This window comes from Streptomyces sp. NPDC016640, assembly GCF_043076215.1.
Lineage (GTDB): Bacteria > Actinomycetota > Actinomycetes > Streptomycetales > Streptomycetaceae > Streptomyces.
Map to the genome: position 1 here is coordinate 122,284 of NZ_JBIBRG010000013.1, position 19,508 is coordinate 141,791.

The following is a 19,508-nucleotide window of genomic DNA, read 5'->3' on the forward strand; positions in this document are numbered from 1 at the left end:
CGCCCTCGCGCACACCCGACGCCGCCGGCTCCTCCCGCACCCGCGGCCGGGGTGTCCGGCCGGGCTCCCCCGCCCGGCCGCTCGCGGCGCCCCGGTCGTCCCCCGGACCGGGGCCGCCCCGCCCCCGCGGTCCACCCCGACGCCGTACACCCGGAAGCGATGACCATGCCCCCGACGTCCACGCGCCCCAGTCCCGACTGGCCCTGCCAGGTCAAGGCCCCCGGCAGCTACGACTGGGAACGCTCGGCGGCCAAGTGGCTGCGCGAGCTGGTGCCCGCGCGCTACGCGAGCTACCCCGCGCTCGTCCGGCACCCCGTCCTGCTGGGCAGGCACGCCCAGATCCAGGTCGAGCACGAGATCCGGGTGGCCCGGACCGCCCTGCAGACCGCGCGGGCCGAGCTTCCCCGGCTGGGACTGCACGAAGGGGTCATCGAGCACACGATCAAGCTCTACGCGGCCGAGGTCGTCCAGCTCCAGCACATCGCCCGGAGCGTACGCGCGGTCACCCAGGCCCTGGCGGCCACCGGCCGCTGACCGTGCCCGGGCACGTCCGGCCCCCGGTCCCCGGGAGCATCCGCCGTGGCGGAAAACCACGCCCCGGCGCCCCGGAAGGCGCCGGGGCGCCGGGTGAGCCCGCGAGTGCCGGGGACGGTCCGGAGGGAGGCCGCCGCTCCGGATCACCGGTGAAATGCGGGGGAACCGGCCGGTCAACAAGCAGGGGGCCGTATGCGATGCTCGTCGCGTGATGAGCGAGCCCGTTGTCCCGTCGGAGGCCGGAACCGCGCCCGACCCGGTGGATCCGGCCAGGGTCGTCGCCCAGCAGCGTGCCGAGCTGGACCGGCTGCGCGAGCAGGCCGCGACATCGGCCGTCGTGGAGCGCGCCAAAGGCATGGTGATGGCACTGACCGGCTGCTCCGCGGACGCCGCGGGCGAGACGCTGCTCCAGCGCGCCAAGGCGGCCCGCCGCACCCTGCTGGAAGAGTGCTGGATCACCCTGGGCCTGCCGTCCCCCGACCGCTCCGGCACCGACGGCTCCCCGGGGCGGGCCGCCGGGAGCGCGGCGGCCGGACTCCCCGACGCCGACCTGCCGGAGGTGTCCTCCGCTCCGGACGACGTCGCCGACGCGCTGAGCCGCCTCGGCCGCGCCCTCGTGCACGTCGACACCCCGCGGGCACTGGCCCGGTGCCTGCTGGAACACCTCGGGCGGGACCTGGGCGCGGACTCGGTCATGATCTGCACCCGCCGTCCCGGCGGTGACCTCGAACTGACCGGCCACGCCGGCATCGACGAGCGGACGGCCGCCCGGTGGGGCCGGGTACCCCCCTTCAGCGGCCTCGCGGTGCTGGACGCCCTGCGGACCGGCGAACCGCGCTGGCTGGAGGACGGCGCCGAGGGCGGCGGGCGGTACCCGCTGACCGGCGAGCCGCCCGGGCGGTGGCTGTCGCAGGCCTGGCTGCCAGTGCCCGCCGGGAACGGCTCCGGGGACGGCTCCGGGGTCTGCGTCGGTGTGCTGCGCGGGCGTCCGGGTGCCTTCACCCCGCGCGACCGCGCCCATCTGCGGGGGGTCGCCCGGCTGTGCGCCGGGCGGCTGCGCACGTTCCCCGCCCGGGCGGAGCCGTCGGCCGGCGCGTCACCGGACGCCGTGAGGGCGCTGTTCGCGGCACTGCCCGTCCCGGCGCTGCTGCTGACCCCGCTGCACGGCGCCTCCGGCGAGGCCGAGGACTTCCGGATCGACGCCGCCACCGCTCAGGCCGCCGCCGTACTGGGCGACACCGGAGGCGACCCGGCCGGACGGCGGCTGCGGGAGTTCTGGCCCGACCTGAGGGACACCCCGGTGGGGCAGGGCTGCCTGGAGGCGCCGGCCACCGGGGAGACGTACGAGAGCGAGCCGTTCGCCCACCAGGAGGTGGCGGACGGTGTCACCCGATTGTCCACCTACTCCGTTCGGGTGACTCGGCTGGCGGACGCGATGCTGGTCACCTGGGTCCGGCACGCCTCCTCCGACCGGCAGGAGCAGCGGCTCGCCGACCTGCAGCGGCTCGGCAACCTGGGCTGGGCGAACTGGAACCTGCCGCTGCGCGAGGCGTCCTGGTCGTCGCAGGTCTTCACGATCCTCGACCGGGACCCGGCGGACGGGCCCGTACCGCTCCCCGGCCTCGCGGACCTCGCGGTGCCCGACGACCGGTCCGCGCTCGGCCAGGCCGTCGAGCACCTGATCCGCGAGGGCCGCCCCGTCGACCTCCCGTTCCGTGTCCACGGCACGCTCGGCGTCCGGCATCTGCGCCTCGTCGCCGAGGCGGTGGCCGACATCCACGGCACGCCCGTCGAGGTGCACGGCGTCATGCAGGACCTGACCGCGCGCCGGCGGGCCGAACTCGCCCTGGTCGAGAGCGAGCAGGCGATCCTCACCCAGCACGACGTGCTGCAGGCCGAGCGGACCCTGGTCGCGCGTCTGCAGAACGCCCTGCTGCCCCTGCCCGAGCGGGAGGTGAACCTGGCAGGGCTGCGCGTCGAGGTCGCCTACCTGCCCGCCCAGGCGGGCATCCACGTCGGCGGCGACTGGTTCAGCGCCATCGAACTGCCCGACGGCGACGCCCTGTTCGTCGTCGGTGACGTCGCCGGTCACGGGGTGGACGCCGTCGCCACCATGGCCCAGTTGCGGTTCACCGCCAAGGGCATGGTCATCACCGGATCCTCGCTGACCGGGGCGCTCGCCCGGCTCAACACCCTGCTGCTGCACTCCCGGGACACCCACGGCACCGCGACCATGGTCCTGGCCCGCTACCGGCCCGCGGAACGCCGGCTGCTCTGGGCCCAGGCGGGTCACACCCCGCCGCTGCTGCTGCGCGACGGCGAGGTCACCTACCTGCGTCGCCCCAGCGGCATGCTGCTCGGCGCGACCGGCGCGCCGCCCTTCGAGGAGGCCGAGTGCCGTCTCGAACCGGGCGACCGGGTGCTGCTGTACACGGACGGTCTGGTGGAGCGGCCCCCGGAGAACATCGACGTGGGCCTCGCCCGTCTCGCCGGAGCCGTCGAGGCCCACCCGGGCGACGAGCCGGGGTCCCTGGGGACGCTGCTGGACGCGATGCTGGAGGACGAACGCCGGGACGACGTGTGCGTGCTCGACATCCGCGTGCCCCGGGAGCGGGACCAGCGGTGACCACCGCCCCCCGAGTCCTGTCCGGCCCTTCCCCTCGTCACCCGGGTCGGTCCGGCGAGGCCGGGCGCGTGCTCCCCGCGTGCCGGGCACGGACCCTCGCACCGTCCGGGCCCGGACGGTGTCGTCGCCTTGCTCTCCCCATCCCTCCCCGCGCGGCGGAAGCGGGCCGCCCAGGGAGGGGGATACGCGACGCGGGCCCCGAGGGTTCAGCCGCCGGTCGCACCGGCGTCGCGGAGGAAGCGGTGCAGGGACGCCGTCATGGCGGAGACGAACGCCTCCCGGCCCGCGTCGTCGAGGGCGTCGAGGGACAGGTACGGGTTGAGGTCCTCCAGCTCCACCAGCAGCAGTTCGCCGCCCGGCGCGCGGCAGGCGTCGACGCGCTGGATGCCGTGGTCGAGGGTGTTCCAGTCGATGAAGCCCCGGGCGAAGTCGAGGTCGGCCGGGGTGGGCTCGTACGGCTCCAGCTGCCAGCGCCGCTCCGGGTGCGGGGCGTGGAGGGCGTACTGGAAGGCGTGGTCGACGAAGTAGAAGGAGACCTCGTAGACGAAGTCGATGTACGGCTGGACCAGGACGTCGCCGGCGACGAGGCCGCGCACCTCGTCCGCGGGGACGACGCGCAGCCCTATGGAGTCGGCGCCGAGCCGGGGTTTGACCACGTACCGCTCCGCCCCGGGCAGACGGTGCAGGTCCTCCGGCCGGTCGACGGTCGGGATCACCGGACGGCCCGCGGCGCTCAGATCGAGCAGATACTGCTTGCCGGCCATGTCACCCCTGCCCGTGAGCGGGTTGTAGACCGGTGTGCCGGTCGCCGAGGCACGCTCGCGGAAGGCGTCGTAGGCGTCCCGGTACGCCAGTACCGGGCCGCTGTTGCGCACCACGACGGCATCGAAGCCGTCCATCAGCGCGGCTGCGTCCCGCGGATGGCACAGGGCCGGAACGAAGTGCTCGCGCAGCCGGGAGGTCAGGAAGACGTCCTCGTCGCCGTAACGGCGCCCGCGGGCCGGGTAGGCCAGGTCGGTGACGTACAGGAGGCGGGGACGGGCGGGCGGCATACGGGCTCCTCGGAACGGCGGCGGACCGATCATAGGAACGAAAGCCCCGCCCGGGTATCCGCGGGCCGGCGAGCCGCCGCGAGCCGCCGCGGGCCGAGGGGGCCGAGGGGTCGCCGTGGCCCGGACGCGGCGGACTCCGCGCGGTCACCCGCCCGCAATCGGGGGTACGGAGTGCCTTTACGGGTGACACTGAGTGCCATACCCTGTCGCTGTGCACGGTGGCGCGGCATACCGGGCACATCGTGCACGGGCGACCGCGCACGCGGGATTCCGGCCCAGGGCAGGGAGTTGACCAGCGTGTACCACCACTCAGGAAGCGTCGCCCGGCAGACGGCCGGCTCCGCGACGGGCGTCCTCGAGACCCAGGGGCCCGGTCGCGCGGAGGCCATCTTCTACCAGCGCTGCACCTGGTGCGGCACCGCCACCTACCACCGGCTGCTGTGTCCGGCCTGCCGGGGCAGCGACCTGCGTACGGAGCGCAGCGGGGGCGTCGGAACGGTGCGCCACTCCACGGTGCTCCACCGCAACTCCCCGGGGGCCCGCAATGTGTCCCTGATCGAGATGGCCGAGGGGTTCGTGGTGCGGGGCCGGGTCATGGGGCCGCCGATCGGCGTCCACAGCGGTGACCGGGTGCGGCTGTCGACGGCGCAGGATCCGGTGCGGGGCGAGCCGGTCTTCCAGCTCGTGGACGAGCCCTGCCGCGCCTGGACCTGACGGGCCGCCGGAGTCGGGGAAGGTCAGCCCGTGCGCCGGGCGGCGAAGACGGACTACCGGCCCGGGGCGCCGCGGCGCCCGCCCGGCCGGAGCCGGACGAACGGTGGAGGCAGGGCCGGGCGGGTGCGCCACTGCGCGTCCATCTCCTGGATCCACTCCGCCGCCCTGCCCTTGGCGGTGGTCTTCCCACGCTTGGCCTGCGGGTACAGGTCCTCGGATGAGGACGGCGCCAGGCGGGGAGGGGAAGCGGCGGTGTTCAGAGCGCGGGTCCCTCGGCGGCGGCCAGGATGTCCTCGATGAGGTCAGCAGCGCGCGGGGTGCCGCCCCCGGCCCGGGCGGCGGCCTGCAGCTGCTTGGACCGTTCGACGCGTTCCGGATCCGCGACCAGGTCGTTCAGCGCCGCGCGAAGGGTTTCGGCGGTGGCGTCAGCGGTGTCCACACGGCGGGCGACGCCGAGTTCCACGAGCCGGTCGGCGTTCATGAACTGCTCGGCTCCCTGCGGCACGGCGATCATGGGAACGCCGGCGAGGAGCCCTTCGCCGCAGCCGCCCATGCCGGCGTGGGTGACGAAGGCGTCGGCCTGTTCCAGGATCGCCCGCTGCGGGACCCAGGAGTGCACTTCGACGTTGGGCGGGATGGAGCCGAGTTCCTCGGGGTCGGTGTACTTGCCGATCTGGAGCACGACGTGCCAGCCGGGCAGGTCGCCGAAGGCGGCGATGCACTGGCGGTAGAACGCGGGCCGGCGTGTGTACGCCGAGCCGAGCGAGACCAGCAGCACACGGTCCGCGGCCGCCGGGCGGGTCCAGCCGTCCGTGTTCGCTCGGGTGTCGAAGCAGGGGCCGACGAAGGTCACCGTATCGGTGTCGACTCGATCGGCGTGCGGCTGCATCGCTTGCGGGATCAGGGCGAGGGCCCGGGCGGGCGGGCCGGAGAACGTGTCCACGTCCGTGGTGGTCGCCCCGCAGTCGGCGAGCCACTGCGCAAACCTGTCCCGGTACGCGACGGCGCCCGGCAGCTTCCGCAGATGCGCCGCGACTTCCTCCTGGTAGCCGTCCCAGCCGACGAACGTCGGGGACAGCTGCACGAGGGGACGGTCCTGCGCTTCGGCGAGGGCGCGCGCGGCAAGGGCGCCGATGTCGTAGAGGTACAGGTCGGCCGGATCGTCGTCGTAGGCGGCGTGCAGTTGCGGGAGCGCCTGGACGGCGTCGTCGAGGAAGAGGCTCGCCGCGGCGATGGGATCGGCGGGCCAGTCGTTGTCCACGGCGGGCAACGTGGAGATGCAGGGCACCAGCTCCGCGCCGGCGGACTCGATCCGGTCGGCCACGAGCGGGTCGTTGGCGTAGGTGACCCGGTGCCCGCGGGCCACCAGCTCGCGGATGAGCGCGAGGCCGGGCAGGACATGGCTGACGACGGGGACGCCGACCATCGCGATGTGGGCGCGGCGACGGGGCATGGGCGATCACTCGCTTCCGGTGCAGGACGGGTGCGGGCGGTGTGGCGAGGACGCGGTGTCAGGGCCGGGCGGTCCGCGCGGCGGCCTCCTCCAGGTCGGCGACGGTCCCCGACATGATCGTCCGTATGTGCCCGGTGATGTGCTGCACGGGCCAGTCCCACCACGCCACGGCGAGGAGCCGGGCGATGTCCGCGGCGTCGTAGCGGGTGCGGATGAGCCGGGCGGGGTTGCCGCCGACGATGCCGTAGTCGGGGACGTCGCCGGTGACCACGGCGCCGGCGGCGACGATCGCGCCGTGACCGATGCGTACACCGGGCATGACCGTGGCGCCGTGGCCGAACCAGACGTCGTTGCCGACGACCGTGTCGCCCCGGCCGGGCAGGTCGGTGATCAGGTCGAAGTGCTCCGCCCAAGAGCCCCCCATGGTGGGGAACGGGAAGGTGGAAGGTCCGTCCATGCGGTGGTTGGCACCGTTCATGATGAACCGGGTGCCCGTCCCCAGCGCGCAGTACTTGCCGATGACGAGCCGCTCGGGACCGTAGTGGTGGAGCACGTTGCGCGTCTCGAACGCGGTCGGGTCGTCCGGATCGTCGTAGTAGGAGAAGTCACCGACCTCGATCAGCGGCGACTTCACCAATGGTTTGAGCAGGACCACGCGCGGGTGCTCGGGCATCGGGTGGAGCGTGGTGGGGTCGGCGGGAACGGGCTGCATCGCGGAGGCGGTTCCTCTCCAGTGGACCTAGGGCGACAACTGTCGCGTTAAGATGCTGGCACAGCCCTGCCGCCTTGACCAACCGGATACTGATTGCCGATGACGGAACCACTGGACACGACGTCGGACCGCCGTCCGGGCGGTCGCACCGCCCGCGTCCGCGCCCGGGTTCTCGATGCGGTGCGCGCCGAACTCGCTGAACGCGGCCACGAGGGACTCACGATGGAGGGTGTCGCGACGCGGGCCGGAGTGCACCGCGCCACGGTCTACCGGCGTTGGCGCGATGTCGGGGGCCTGCTCGTCGACGTCATCGCCGCCGCCGGCGAGACCGACTGGCAGCCGCCTGACACCGGCTCCCTGCGCGACGATCTGACGGCCCTCAACCAGGAGATCCAGGAATCCCTGGTCGAACAGCCGTCGTTCGCCGTCGCCCTGATGGCCGCCTCGTTCCACTCCGAACAGGCCGCGCGGGCCCAGACACAGCTGTGGGCGGATCGGTACGCCCAGTGCGAGACCCTCGTCGAGCGCGCCGTCGAGCGCGGCGAACTCCCCGCACGGCACACGGACGCGCGGAGCCTGCTGATCGCCGCCACGGCGCCGCTCTACCACCAGCTCGTGCTCCTGCGTGCCGATCCGGACCCGCACCTCCCGAAGCGGGCCGCGGAGGCGGCAGTCCTGGCGGCTGCCGCGGGTGCTTTCCGCGTCCGTCGGGAAGAGGGCGTGTGATCGGGGAGACAGGCAGCGAGCGGTGCGACAGGACCTGGATCACGGTCCGGCAGTCCTGGCTCGGACGCCGGGGAGCAAGTCCCCCGGCGGGTTCCGGAAGCTCGACCTCTGCGGCAGGCGGCGGGGGCCCGCTCGGCTACGTGCCGGGCGGCCGCGTCGGCACCGGGACGGGCCTGCCGCGTTCTCACCGCTGCGCGGCCACCGCCATCCGCCGTACCGCCTCCCGGAGCACCTCGGGCGAGGTGGCGAGGTTCAGGCGGGCGTGACCGGTGCCGCCCGTGCCGAAGGGGAGGCCGGAGTTGAGGGCCACCCGGCCGTGCCGCAGGAAGGCGTCGGCCGGGTCGTCGCCGAGGTCCAGGGCCCGGCAGTCGAGCCAGGCGAGGTAGGTGGCGTCGCCCGGCCGGTAGCGGACCGCGGGAAGCCGCTCGGCCAGGAGCGAGGCGAGCAGCCGGCGGTTGGCGTCGAGGCCGGCGAGCAGGGCGTCCAGCCAGGCGACGCCGTCGCGCAGGGCGGCGGTGTGGGCGAGGATGCCGACATGGCTCGGGCCGTGGCCGACCTCCTCGGGCATCCGTGCCAGGTCCTCGGCCGCCGCCGGGCCCGCGATGGCGAGGGCCGCCTTGAGCCCGGCCAGGTTCCACGCCTTGGAGGCCGACATGAGCGACAGGCCCCGCTCGCCGCCCGGCACGCTCAGATACGGCACGAACCGCGCCTCACCGACGACCAGCGGCGCGTGGATCTCGTCGGCGACGACGCGCACGCCGTACCGCTCGGCGAGGGCGGCGACGGCGGACAGCTCGTCGGCGGTGTGCACGGTGCCGGTGGGGTTGTGCGGGCTGCACAAGAGGTAGGCGGCCCGGCTCCGGCCGGCCGTCACCCGCCGGAAGGCGTCCTCCAGGACGTCGAGGTCGATCCGTGCGTCCGCGCCGAGCGGTGCCTCGACCACCCGGCGGTCCATGTGCCGGACGAAGTCGTGGAAGGGCGGGTACACCGGCGCGTTCACCACGACCGGGTCGCCGTACCCGGTGACCAGCTTGAGCATCTCGACCACGCCCAGCATGACGTCGGGCACGATCGCGGTCCGCTCCACCGCGAGGCCGCCCCAGTCCCACCGCTTGTCCGCGAAGGCGGCCAGCGCCTCGGCGTACGCGCTGCCGGCGGGGTAGCCGGTGTCCCCGAGTTCCAGTGCCCCGGTGACGGCGCGCACGACCGGTTCGGCGAGGGGCACGTCCATCTCGGCCACCCATACGGGCAGCACGTCCTGGGGGTAGGTGCGCCACTTCATGCTGGTGCGGCGGCGCAGGCGGTCGAGGGTGAGGGCCCCCAGGGGATTCGGTTCACCGGACGTCTCGTGCGGGATCCTGGTCATGGGCACACGATAGGGGCCGTGGTGCGGGCGGGCACCGGCGCGATGCCGCCGCGCCCGCGCGCCGACGGGGAGCGGGCCGCGTCCGTCGCGCTCCTCCCCGGCACCGTCGGGAGCCCGCGCCGCGCACGACCGGCGGAACCCGGCCACCGTCCCGTGCGGGTGATCGGGCTCCGGCTGAACACCCGGCGTCCACGGGCCGTATGGAGGGAGGGCACTCGGGTCGGGTGAGGCCTCCGCGGTGTTCGCACCGTGCTGCCGAGGTTCGGGAGCCATGCATGAGGCACGCACGACGACGGGTCGTCCGGCGAGTGACACGGCTGGCGGCCGTCGGAGGACTCCTCCTGGGGGCGACGATGGTCACGCACGCCGTCGCCGGTGAGCCGCAGGCTCCCGACGCGGTTCCGTACTCCACGGCCGGGGAGAGGGCGGCCGGACCGGGAGCGGACCTCGTGTCACGGCTCGGCACCTCCCGTACGGCGGGCAGTTGGGTCGGCGCGGACGGGGGGACGGTGGTGGCGGTCACCGACGAGGAGGCGGCGGCCGAGGTACGGCGGGCCGGCGCCGAACCGAAGACGGTGCGGCACAGCATGGACGACCTGAGGTCGGCCACGAAGACGCTGCGCGGGGCGCCGCGGGTGTCCGGGACGGCGTGGGCCGTGGACTACCGGGCCAACGAGGTGGTGGTCCGCGGTGACAGCTCGGTGTCCAGGGACGACTGGTCCCGGCTGACCCGGGTGGCGGACGGCATCGGCGGCTTCGTCCGCATGGAGCGGACCGGGGGCACCTTCACCACCCGCCTCAACGGGGCGCAGCCCATCCTGTCGACGGCCGGCCGCTGTTCGGCGGGCTTCAACGTGACCGACGGCGAACGGGACTTCATCCTCACGGCCGGGCACTGCGGGCCCGAGGGCTCGGTGTGGTTCGCCGGCAACCGGGCCGGGCGGGAGGTGGGCACCACGGTCGGCCGCAGCTTTCCCGGGGACGACTACTCGCTGATCGCGTACGCGGGCGGCCGGGCCGGCGAGGGCGCCGGTCTGGTGGCGGTGGGCGACGGCAAGGGCGTACGGATCACGGGGGTGGCGGATCCGGAGGTCGGCCGGCGGATCTTCCGCAGCGGCAGCACCACCGGACTGCGTGACGGCGAGGTGACCGCGCTCGACGCGACGGTGAACTACCCCGAGGGCACGGTCAGTGGTCTCATCGAGTCCGATGTGTGCGCCGAACCCGGTGACAGCGGCGGCCCGATGTTCTCCGAGGGCATCGCGCTCGGTGTCACCTCGGGCGGCAGCGGCGACTGCCGGGAGGGCGGTACGACCTACTTCCAGCCGGTGACGAAGGCACTGACGCGGCTCGGCGTACGGCTCGTCGTGGCGCCCGGGGCCGACGGCGGCGCGCCGGCCCCCTCCCCCGCCCCGTCGGAGGCGCCGGGCGCCGCGGCTCCGGGCGCGGCCCCGCCGGGGTCGTCGGCTCCGGTCCGGGGCATCGTCCCGGACCCGTCGACGCTGCTGGCCCGGCTGGCCGACCCGCGTAACGTCGGCCCCGGTCTGCTGGTGATCGGGGGCAGTCTGGTCGCGCTGGCGGCGACGCGTTATGTACGGGCGGAGCAGGACCGCAAGGCCTACCGACGCCACTACTCGACGATGTGGGGCTGAGGCCGACGTGAGGAAGGGCACCCGTTCTCACGGGTGCCCGGTCGGCGGGATCGCGGTGGAAGGCGCGTATGCGCCGGTCAGGCGGCCCTGGCCGGCTGCGAGAGGACCGAGGCCCATTCCTGGACCAGGCGCCGGTACTCCTCGCGCTGTTCGACGCTCAGTATCCCGCCCGACCGGAGCCACAGGGCCCGGATCTCCTCGTTGACCTCGGCAGCCGATCGCTCGGAGGAGGGTTCAACAGTGGTGGACATGCCGTGAAGCATACGGCGCCGGAGGTGAAGGCGCTGTGAGTAATCACAGGCACACGGGACATTTCGGACAGTGTTGCTGATCACGTCCATCTGCCAAGCAACGTGGGCGAGTTCACACCTCGCCCACCACTGCCGCCCGGGTGGATCAGGTGCCCGGCTTGCGGCCGTACACGTAGACGTCGTCGCCGTTCTTCAGCAGCGACCAGTACTTCTTCGCGGCGGTCTTCGTCATGTTGACGCAGCCGTGCGAGCCGGGCGGGTTCCACATGCTGACACCCGCCGAGTGGAAGGCCTGACCGCCGTCGAAGAACTGGCTGTAGGGCATCGGCACGTCGTAGATGGTCGAGACGTGGTCGATGTTGCGCCAGTAGATCTTCTTCAGACCGGTGCGGGTCTCGTAGCCGTCGCGACCGGTGCGGACCGGAACCGGACCGTGGACGAGCTTCTTGCCGTCCTGGATCCAGCTGAGCTGGAGCGTCAGGTCCACGCAGGCGATCCGGCCCTTGTTGACGGGACACTTGCCCGACTTGTTCGGATTTTTCCCGACGGCCTTCTGCTTGTTCATGAGGTCCATCACGCCCCAGGTGACGGGACCGGCGTACCCGATGTTCGGCGTGATGCCGTGCTTGGTCTGGAAGGAACGGATGGCCTTGCAGTCGGCGGAGGACTGCCTCCCGTCGACCGGGCGGCCGAGGAACTTCTCCACCTTCTTCTGGTACGGGCCCGCCGTCGTGGTGCAGCTCGCGGCCTGCGCCGGCGCCGTGCCGAGCGCGAGCGCGAGCGGGGTCACCAGGGAGGTGACCCCGAGGACGACGGCACTGCGTCTACGTATGTCCCCCATGGTCCGTTCTGCCTTTCCGCGGAAGTGGGCGCATCGCCTGCGCACTCTGCCAGGTAGACGACCCACGGGGAAGTTCGGTTGTACGAGCGGCCGGAGCGCGACCGAAAGACGACCCCGGTCACGGCGCGGGCCCGCTGTTTCCCGGCCGCGGCAGTGCCTGCCGGGACCCGGCGTCCACCGCCGTGACGCCGCCCTCGAAGCGGGGTGCGTCCGGTGTGCGGTGGGCGGCGTCGTCGACCAGGACGTCGAGCGAGCCGAAGGCGCTCACCACGTGGGCGACGGCGGCCTCGGCCGACGCCCGGTCGGTGACGTCCGCGGCGAACGCGTCGGCGCCGGGTCGCCGGTCCCGCAGGTGCGACGCCGCCTTCCCCGCCTCCCCGGGGTCGGCGCCGGCCACCAGGACCCGGGTTCCTTCTCCGCGAACCGCAGGGCGGTGGCCGCGCCGATGCCGCGTGCCGCCCCGGTGGGGAACCCCCTACCCCGCGAAGCGCCGTGTGTCCTGCGTCGTGGGGTGACGGTGACCGCCGCGGCGGCAGAAGCGGAGGGGATCAGCGGTAACCGGTCACGTCCGCCGGCCTGCCCGCGTCCTGGACCTCGACCACGTAACGCCAGGCATCGGGGCGGCTGCCGTCGAGGTCGGTGAAGCCGTACTCCCGGGCGAGGCCGCCGCTGGACTGCGAGGTGCCGTTGAAGCGCGCCACGTCCGGGTCGGCGGCGAGGGCGGCGACGGCCCGGCCGACGTAGCGCGGGCTCTCCGAGATGGCGAAGTGCGGCTCGCGGTCCAGGGCGTCGCGCCAGTTGTCCTCCCGCACCCCGAAGTGGTCGAGCATGATCTCCGAGCGCAGCCAGCCCGGGGTCAGGGCGAGTGCGGTGGCGCCGCGCGGCCGGAGTTCGTGGCCCAGCGAGAAGGCCATGCGCAGGACGGAGGACTTGGCGAGGTCGTAGAAGAAGGAGTTGCGGTAGGTGTCGCGGTTGTAGTCGGCGGTGCCGTCGGTGACCTCGACGACCAGTCCGCCGGGGTTGCGCAGCAGCAGGGGGAGGGCGTGGTGACTGGTGATCGCGTGGGTCTCCACCGCGAGGCGCAGCAGGCGCAGTCCCTTGTCCAGATCGTGCTCCCAGACCGGCGCGTCCCATTCGAAGAGCGTCTCGCCGCCCCAGATGTCGTTGACGAGGACGTCCAGGCGGCCCTGCTCGTCGGCGACGCGTTCGACCAGTGTCTTCACCTGCCGCGGTTCGAGGTGGTCGGTCGGCACCGCGATTCCCTCGCCGCCCGCCTCGGTGACCAGGTCCGCGGTGTCCTCGATGGTCTCGGGCCGGTCGTACTCGGAGCGCCGGGCGCGCGTGCTGCGGCCCGTGACGTACACGGTCGCGCCCGCCGCCCCCAGCTCCACGGCGATCCCCCGTCCTGCGCCCCGGGTCGCCCCGGCCACCAGCGCGACCCTGCCCTTCAACTGCTCCGACATGTACGGCCTCCCATCACCAGCACGTTGCTGTCCCTATGAGGATGACGGGTAAACCGGACATCTTCTGTCGCCCTTTCGCGCCGGTCGCCCGGGCGGTCTCCTCAGTGGCCGCGGGCGATCCATTCCTCCAGGTGCGGGGCCTCCGCGGCGATCGTGGTCGGGTCGCCGTGGCCGGTGAGGACCTTCGTCCCGGGCGGGAGGGCCAGCAGCCGGTCCCGGATCGAGTCGATGATCGTCGGGAAGTGGGAGAAGGAGCGGCCGGTCGCGCCCGGACCGCCCTGGAAGAGGGTGTCGCCGGTGAACACGGTCGCCAGCCCCGGGGCGTACAGGCAGACCGCGCCCGGCGCGTGCCCCGGGGTGTGCAGCACCGTGAGGTCGGCGCCGGCGGCCTCGATCACCTGGCCGTCGACCAGCCAGGAGTCGGGGTCGCGGTCCGGGTGGGTCTGCTTCCACAGCGGCAGGTCGTCGTGGTGCAGCCAGATGGTGGCGCCGGTGCGCTCGGCGAGGGCGGGCGCCGCGTCGACGTGGTCGTTGTGGGCGTGGGTGCACACGATGGCGGTGAGACGCCGGTCGCCCAGGGCCTCGGCGATGGCGTCGGCGTCATGGGCGGCGTCGATGACGACCGCCTCGTGGTCGTCGCCGACGATCCACACGTTGTTGTCGACGTCCCAGGTGCCGCCGTCGAGGGTGAACTGCCCGGAGGTGACCAGTCGTTCGATGCGGACGGTCATCACAGCACCACCACCGAACGCAGCACGTCGCCGCGGTGCATCCGCTCGAAGGCCTTCTCGACCTCGTCGAGCCGGATGGTCTCGGTGACGAAAGCCCCCAGGTCCAGGCGGCCTTGCAGGTGGAGGTCGATCAGCATCGGGAAGTCCCGGGAGGGCAGGCAGTCGCCGTACCAGGAGGACTTCAGGGAGCCGCCGCGGCCGAAGACGTCGAGGAGCGGCAGTTCGAGCTTCATCTCCGGGGTGGGCACGCCGACCAGGACGACGGTGCCGGCCAGGTCGCGGGCGTAGAAGGCCTGCCGGTAGGTCTCGGGGCGGCCGACGGCCTCGATGACGACGTCCGCTCCGAAGCCGCCGGTCAGTTCGCGGATCGCCTCGACCGGGTCGGTCTCACGGGAGTTGACGGTGTGGGTGGCGCCCATGGAGCGCGCGGTCTCGAGCTTGCGGTCGTCGATGTCGACGGCGATGATCCTGGCCGCTCCGGCGAGCCGGGACCCGGCGACGGCCGCGTCCCCGACGCCACCGCAGCCGATGACCGCGACCGAGTCGCCCCGGCCGACGTTCCCGGTGTTGATCGCGGCGCCGATGCCGGCCATCACGCCGCAGCCGAGGAGCCCGGCGACCTGTGCCGAGACGGCGGGGTCGACCTTGGTGCACTGTCCGGCGGCGACCAGCGTCTTCTCGGCGAAGGCGCCGATGCCCAGGGCCGGGGAGAGCTCGGTGCCGTCGGTGAGCGTCATCCTCTGCCGCGCGTTGTGGGTGTCGAAGCAGTACCACGGGCGTCCGCGCAGACAGGCGCGGCACTTCCCGCACACCGCACGCCAGTTGAGGATCACGAAGTCACCGGGCTCGACGTCGCTGACGCCGTCGCCGACCGACTCGACCACACCGGCGGCCTCGTGGCCGAGCAGGAAGGGGTAGTCGTCGCCGATGCCGCCCTGCTTGTAGTGCAGGTCGGTGTGGCACACCCCGCAGGCCTGGACGCGTACGACCGCCTCGCCGGGGCCCGGGGCGGGTACGACGACCGTCTCGATCCGTACCGGCTCGTCCTTGCCGGGTGCGATCACACCGCGTACTTCCTGCGCCATACTGGTGACTCCTTCATCCGCCGGTGTCCGTCCCCTCGACCCTACGCGCGAACGATCGGACATGTCGTCCTCCGCGCCGGGAGCCCCCTCCCGCGTCGTAGCCTGAACGCTCCGACCGGCGAAGGAGCGACGTGAGCATCGCAGCGCAGCAATCCGGCCCGCCCGCCTGGCGGCTGCTTCTCGGATATGTACGGCCGCACCGGTGGGCCCTGCTGGGCGGCGCCGCGCTCTCCCTGATGACCGGTGCGACGGGGCTGACGCTGCCGCTGGTCGCCCGGGAGCTGATCGACGACCTCTCGGACGACCGTGCCATCACCGGCGCGCTGCTGCTGATGTCGGCCCTCGTCGTCGCCAACGCCGTGCTGGGCGCGCTGGGTTCGTACGTGCTGCGGCGCACCGCCGAGTCGGTGGTGCTCGGGGCGCGGCGGTCGCTGTCGTCGTATCTGCTGCGGCTGCGGATCGCCGCGGTGGACCGCAGTGAGCCCGGTGATCTGATGGCCCGCATCACCTCCGACACCACGCTGCTGCGCGAGGTCACCACGGACTCGCTGGTCGGCCTCGGCACGGGTGGTCTCACGCTGATCGCCACCGTCGTGCTGATGGGGTTCGTGGACCCCGTGCTGCTGGGTGTCACCCTGGGGGTGATCGCGCTCGCGGGCACGGTACTCGGCGTGATCGTGCCGCGCATCAACCGGGCCTCCCGGCGGGCGCAGGACGCGGTCGGTGTGATGGGGGCCTCCCTGGAGCGGGTGCTCGGCGCGCTGCGCACGGTCAAGGCGTCGGGTGCCGAGCCGCGGGAGGAGCGGACCCTGCACGAGGCCGCGCAGGAGTCGTGGCGGCAGAGTGTGCGCGCCGCCAAGTGGTCGGCGGCGGCGGGCAACACGGCCGGGCTGGCGATGCAGATCGCGTTCATCACGGTGCTCGCGGTGGGCGGCGCCCGGGTGGCGACGGGCGCCGTCGACATCGGGACGCTGGTGGCGTTCCTGCTGTTCGTCTTCTACCTCATGTCGCCGATCCAGGAGGTCGTCGGCGCGATCACCCAGTACCAGGCGGGCAGCGCCGCCCTCGCCCGGATCCAGGAGGCTCTGCGGCTGCCGGCCGAACCGGCCGCCGGGCCGGCGCCGTTGCCCCCGTCCGGCACGGCGCCCGCCGCGCTCGCCTTCGAGGACGTCCGCTTCCGCTACGCCGACGATCTGCCGTACGTCCACCACGGGGTGACGTTCACCGTGCCCGCGCAGGGCATGACCGCGTTCGTCGGCCCGTCCGGCGCGGGCAAGACCACCGTGTTCTCCCTCATCGAGCGGTTCTACGACCCCGAGTCCGGCGTGATCACGCTCGACGGCCGGGACCTGGCCGACTGGGAGTTGTCGCAGCTGCGGGCCGCGATCGGGTACGTGGAGCAGGACGCGCCGGTGCTGTCCGGCTCGCTGCGGGACAACCTGCTCCTGGGCAACCCCGAGGCGGACGACGAGACCCTGACCCGGGTGCTGAAGACGACCCGGCTCGACGCTCTGGTGTCCAAGCTGCCGGACGGTGTCGACACCCTCGTCGGGCATCGCGGCACCAAGCTGTCCGGAGGCGAGCGTCAGCGCGTCGCCATCGCCCGCGCGCTGCTGCGCCGGCCCCGGCTGCTGCTGCTCGACGAGGCCACCTCGCAGCTCGACGCGGTGAACGAGTCGGCGCTGCGCGACACCGTCGCGGACGTGGCCCGGACGACGACGGTCCTGGTCGTCGCGCACCGGCTGTCCACGGTGACGACGGCCGACCGGATCGTGGTGATGGACGCCGGCCGGGTCCGTGCCGTCGGTACGCACCGGGAGCTGGTGACCGCCGACCCGCTGTACGCGGAACTGGCCGCGACGCAGTTCCTGGCGACGGGTGGGTGAGCGCCGCGGGAGGGGTGCCGGCCCGGCTTGCCGTGGCCGCCGGGCCGGAGGACTCTCGTAGGAGAGGCCGTTCCGGCCCGCCGGAGGACCGCGCCCGGCCTCGGAGGAGGTGGGCCGCCATGACGATGTCGGCACAACCCGTCTTCGGCACCGACACGCTGCGCCGTGGCATCGAGGCGGACACGTCGGCGATGCTCGTGTCGCTCTACGCGGACGACGCGCGGCTGCGCATCGTGGACCGCAACACCCAGCCCAGCCACCCCAAGGTCCTGCACGGCCGGGACGAGATCGCCGCCGTGCTCGACGACGTCTACAGCCGTGACATGACGCACAAGCTCGAGGAGTGTGTCGTTCAGGGCGACCGGGCCGCCTACAGCGAGAGCTGTGTGTACCCGGACGGGGTGCGGGTGCTGTCGGAGTCGATGCTCTCGCTGCGGGACGGCAGGATCACCGAGCAGACGATGATCCAGGCCTGGGACGAGTAGCGCGTGACCCGGAGGCGGTCGGCGCATCCGGGCGCCGTACCGCATGACGTCACCCGCCCGCACGCCGTACTCGGGCCGGTCCCCGGTGAACGGCCGCCGGGCGGGGTGACCGGTGCCCCGCCCCCGGCCGTGCCCGGGTTCCACGACAGGACGTGTGGGCCCTTGCGCGGCCTCGTGGCTCCGTCGTCCGCGGTGGCCGCGGCCCGTCGGGCTTGTCTCCTCCCCGGAGGCGCGCCGGCCTTCGGTGTGACCCGCGTGGCCCCGTCCCCCGGCTGAGCCGGACGCCCCGGGGCCGGCCCCGGGCCCGGCCGTGCGCGCGGTCTTGTGGCGGGCGCCCGTCGACCCTACTTTTCAGTGGGTCGATTCCGGAAGCGCACCTGTGCGCAGACCCCCGTTCCCTGCATTGGCATGTCCCACTCACAGCACGCCACCCGCGGAGGAAACCCCATGCCGGTCCGCAGAACCAGGCCCCTGTGCGTCCTCGCCGCCGCCCTCGCCCTGACCGTCACCGCCCCCGCCGCCGTCGCGAACGCCGCCGGCTCCGCCCCGGACTCCCCCGCCGCCCTGCGCGAGGTGCTGTTCGTGGGCAACAACTGGGACGGCACCGCCGATGTCATCGAATCCACCGGTGACTTCGCGAGGATCGGCCGGATCGACGTCATCCCGGACAAGGACGAGCGGATGGCCGAGATCAACGCCGATCCGATCCGCTGGATCTACTTCACGGCCATCCGCAACAGCGTGGGCGAGGGCCACGACCAGTTCGTCGACGACATGTACGCCACGCCGGACGGCACCTCGGTGGTGGTCTCCCGGCCGAGCTTCGCGGACGTCGTCTCCCTCGATCTCGCCACCGGCCGGATCGACTGGCGCTTCCCCGTGTCCGGTTACCGCTCCGACCACATGGCCGTCTCTCCCGACGGCAAGCGCGTCGCCGTCTCGGCGTCCACCTCCAACACGGTGCACGTGCTCGACATCGAAACCGGCGAGGAGCTCGGTTCGTTCGCGACGGGCGACAAGCCGCACGAGAACGTCTTCAGCGGCGACGGCAGGTACATCTGGAACATGTCCATCGGCGAGGTGAACACCGCGCTCGACGCGACCTGGCTGGACTGGACCAAGGGAGACCGCCGCATCACGGTCGCCGACGCGACCACGTTCGAGCAGGTGAAGGTGATCGACATGCGCGACCGCCTCGACGCCGCCGGCCTGAAGGACCACTCGGACGCGGTCCGCCCCGCCGCGTTCTCCCCGGACGAGTCGAAGCTGTACTTCCAGCTGTCCTTCTTCAACGGCTTCCTCGAGTACGACATCGCCACCGACCGCATCACCCGCACCAAGACCCTGCCGAAGAACCCCGCCACCAGCGACGACCGCACCACCTGGGTCAACGACTCCCGCCACCACGGCATCACCGTGAAGCCCGACGGCACCAAGCTGTGCGTCGCGGGCACCATGGACGACTACGCCACCGTCGTCGACCGCGCGACCCTGGAGCAGGGGCCGCTCGTCACCGCCTCCAAGCCGTACTGGGCGACCGTCAGCGGTGACGGGAAGTCCTGCGTGGTCTCCGAGAGCGGCGCCGACCGGGTCACCGCCATCGACTTCGCGACCGGCGAGAAGACCGCCTCCGTACCCGTCGGCGACCACCCCCAGCGGGTACGGCTCGGGCGGGTGGAGGCCGACTGGACGGGCCCGTCCGGCGGTTGAGCCGGACGTGACGCGAGGAGCGGGACGCGGGCTCAGCCGCCCGCTCCGCGCGTCGCGTTCAGCGGACACTCCTTCCGGTTCGGCGGGTTGTGACCGGTGCCCGGACGCTCCGGTACGGGACCGTGGGTGACCGGCGCGTCAGGTGCACGAAGCGCCATGTCCTTCGGAGAGTGGTCCGTGTCTTCCCGGGGGACACGGACGGTGCGCGCATCGCCGCTCCT

18 protein-coding genes are annotated in these 19,508 nt (G+C 73.2%); 8 read left to right on the forward strand and 10 right to left on the reverse strand.

The window, feature by feature from the left end; translation table 11 throughout:
- Window positions 1-159: 159 nt before the first annotated feature.
- Window positions 160-534, forward strand: a complete 375-nt coding sequence (locus tag ACF07S_RS25090) for a hypothetical protein (RefSeq protein WP_391963150.1) — start codon at window positions 160-162, stop codon at window positions 532-534.
- A 211-nt stretch (window positions 535-745) separates the two neighbouring features.
- Complete coding sequence (locus ACF07S_RS25095; protein ID WP_391975167.1) at window positions 746-3,160, forward strand: SpoIIE family protein phosphatase; 2,415 nt, start codon at window positions 746-748, stop codon at window positions 3,158-3,160.
- A gap of 206 nt (window positions 3,161-3,366) precedes the next feature.
- Here the strand turns inward: ACF07S_RS25095 and ACF07S_RS25100 are convergent, their stop codons facing one another.
- Window positions 3,367-4,212: a hypothetical protein gene (locus ACF07S_RS25100; protein WP_391975168.1), complete on the reverse strand. Its 846-nt coding sequence runs from the start codon at window positions 4,210-4,212 to the stop codon at window positions 3,367-3,369.
- A gap of 297 nt (window positions 4,213-4,509) precedes the next feature.
- On the opposite strand from ACF07S_RS25100, the gene ACF07S_RS25105 reads away from it, so the two are divergent.
- Entirely contained in the window at window positions 4,510-4,926 is a 417-nt protein-coding gene (locus ACF07S_RS25105; protein WP_391963153.1) for a Zn-ribbon domain-containing OB-fold protein, read from the forward strand.
- A 256-nt stretch (window positions 4,927-5,182) separates the two neighbouring features.
- Here the strand turns inward: ACF07S_RS25105 and ACF07S_RS25110 are convergent, their stop codons facing one another.
- Together ACF07S_RS25110 and ACF07S_RS25115 are read right to left on the reverse strand one after the other, a co-directional pair.
- Window positions 5,183-6,379, reverse strand: a complete 1,197-nt coding sequence (locus ACF07S_RS25110; RefSeq protein ID WP_391963154.1) for a macrolide family glycosyltransferase — start codon at window positions 6,377-6,379, stop codon at window positions 5,183-5,185.
- Between the two features lie 58 nt (window positions 6,380-6,437).
- Entirely contained in the window at window positions 6,438-7,091 is a 654-nt protein-coding gene (locus ACF07S_RS25115) for a CatB-related O-acetyltransferase (protein ID WP_391963155.1), read from the reverse strand.
- Window positions 7,092-7,190: 99 nt separating this feature from the next.
- Here ACF07S_RS25115 and ACF07S_RS25120 point away from each other — a divergent pair, with 99 nt between their 5' ends.
- Window positions 7,191-7,817 carry a TetR/AcrR family transcriptional regulator gene (locus ACF07S_RS25120; protein ID WP_391963156.1) on the forward strand — a complete coding sequence of 209 codons (627 nt, stop codon included), beginning with the start codon at window positions 7,191-7,193 and terminating at the stop codon, window positions 7,815-7,817.
- A 184-nt stretch (window positions 7,818-8,001) separates the two neighbouring features.
- Here the strand turns inward: ACF07S_RS25120 and ACF07S_RS25125 are convergent, their stop codons facing one another.
- Entirely contained in the window at window positions 8,002-9,183 is a 1,182-nt protein-coding gene (locus tag ACF07S_RS25125) for a MalY/PatB family protein (RefSeq protein WP_391975169.1), read from the reverse strand.
- 275 nt (window positions 9,184-9,458) lie between these two features.
- Between ACF07S_RS25125 and ACF07S_RS25130 the strand changes: the two genes are divergently transcribed.
- On the forward strand, window positions 9,459-10,835 hold the full coding sequence (locus ACF07S_RS25130; protein ID WP_391963158.1) for a S1 family peptidase: 1,377 nt from the start codon (window positions 9,459-9,461) through the stop codon (window positions 10,833-10,835).
- 77 nt (window positions 10,836-10,912) lie between these two features.
- On the opposite strand, the gene ACF07S_RS25135 is transcribed toward ACF07S_RS25130, so the two are convergent.
- The 6 genes from ACF07S_RS25135 to ACF07S_RS25160 all read right to left on the reverse strand — a co-directional run bounded on the left by ACF07S_RS25135 (window position 10,913) and on the right by ACF07S_RS25160 (window position 15,206).
- The gene (locus tag ACF07S_RS25135) at window positions 10,913-11,098 is read right to left on the reverse strand and encodes a hypothetical protein (RefSeq protein WP_391963159.1); all 186 of its coding nucleotides are present in this window, start codon (window positions 11,096-11,098) and stop codon (window positions 10,913-10,915) included.
- Between the two features lie 133 nt (window positions 11,099-11,231).
- Entirely contained in the window at window positions 11,232-11,927 is a 696-nt protein-coding gene (locus tag ACF07S_RS25140) for a L,D-transpeptidase family protein (protein WP_391963160.1), read from the reverse strand.
- A gap of 118 nt (window positions 11,928-12,045) precedes the next feature.
- Window positions 12,046-12,324 carry an SDR family NAD(P)-dependent oxidoreductase gene (locus ACF07S_RS25145; RefSeq protein WP_391963161.1) on the reverse strand — a complete coding sequence of 93 codons (279 nt, stop codon included), beginning with the start codon at window positions 12,322-12,324 and terminating at the stop codon, window positions 12,046-12,048.
- Between the two features lie 151 nt (window positions 12,325-12,475).
- A complete protein-coding gene (locus tag ACF07S_RS25150) occupies window positions 12,476-13,390 on the reverse strand; it encodes an SDR family oxidoreductase (RefSeq protein ID WP_391975170.1) in 915 nt (304 codons plus the stop codon).
- A 101-nt stretch (window positions 13,391-13,491) separates the two neighbouring features.
- Window positions 13,492-14,121, reverse strand: coding sequence for an MBL fold metallo-hydrolase (locus ACF07S_RS25155; protein ID WP_391963163.1), 630 nt, complete (start codon window positions 14,119-14,121; stop codon window positions 13,492-13,494).
- Window positions 14,121-15,206 carry an S-(hydroxymethyl)mycothiol dehydrogenase gene (locus tag ACF07S_RS25160; protein WP_391975171.1) on the reverse strand — a complete coding sequence of 362 codons (1,086 nt, stop codon included), beginning with the start codon at window positions 15,204-15,206 and terminating at the stop codon, window positions 14,121-14,123. Before ACF07S_RS25160 ends, ACF07S_RS25155 begins: the two co-directional genes overlap by 1 nt.
- Window positions 15,207-15,337: 131 nt before the next feature.
- On the opposite strand from ACF07S_RS25160, the gene ACF07S_RS25165 reads away from it, so the two are divergent.
- The 3 genes from ACF07S_RS25165 to ACF07S_RS25175 all read left to right on the forward strand — a co-directional run bounded on the left by ACF07S_RS25165 (window position 15,338) and on the right by ACF07S_RS25175 (window position 19,287).
- Window positions 15,338-17,092, forward strand: coding sequence for an ABC transporter ATP-binding protein (locus ACF07S_RS25165; RefSeq protein WP_391963165.1), 1,755 nt, complete (start codon window positions 15,338-15,340; stop codon window positions 17,090-17,092).
- Between the two features lie 119 nt (window positions 17,093-17,211).
- Complete coding sequence (locus ACF07S_RS25170; RefSeq protein ID WP_391963166.1) at window positions 17,212-17,577, forward strand: nuclear transport factor 2 family protein; 366 nt, start codon at window positions 17,212-17,214, stop codon at window positions 17,575-17,577.
- A gap of 447 nt (window positions 17,578-18,024) precedes the next feature.
- Entirely contained in the window at window positions 18,025-19,287 is a 1,263-nt protein-coding gene (locus ACF07S_RS25175; RefSeq protein WP_391975172.1) for a YncE family protein, read from the forward strand.
- Window positions 19,288-19,508: the final 221 nt, after the last annotated feature.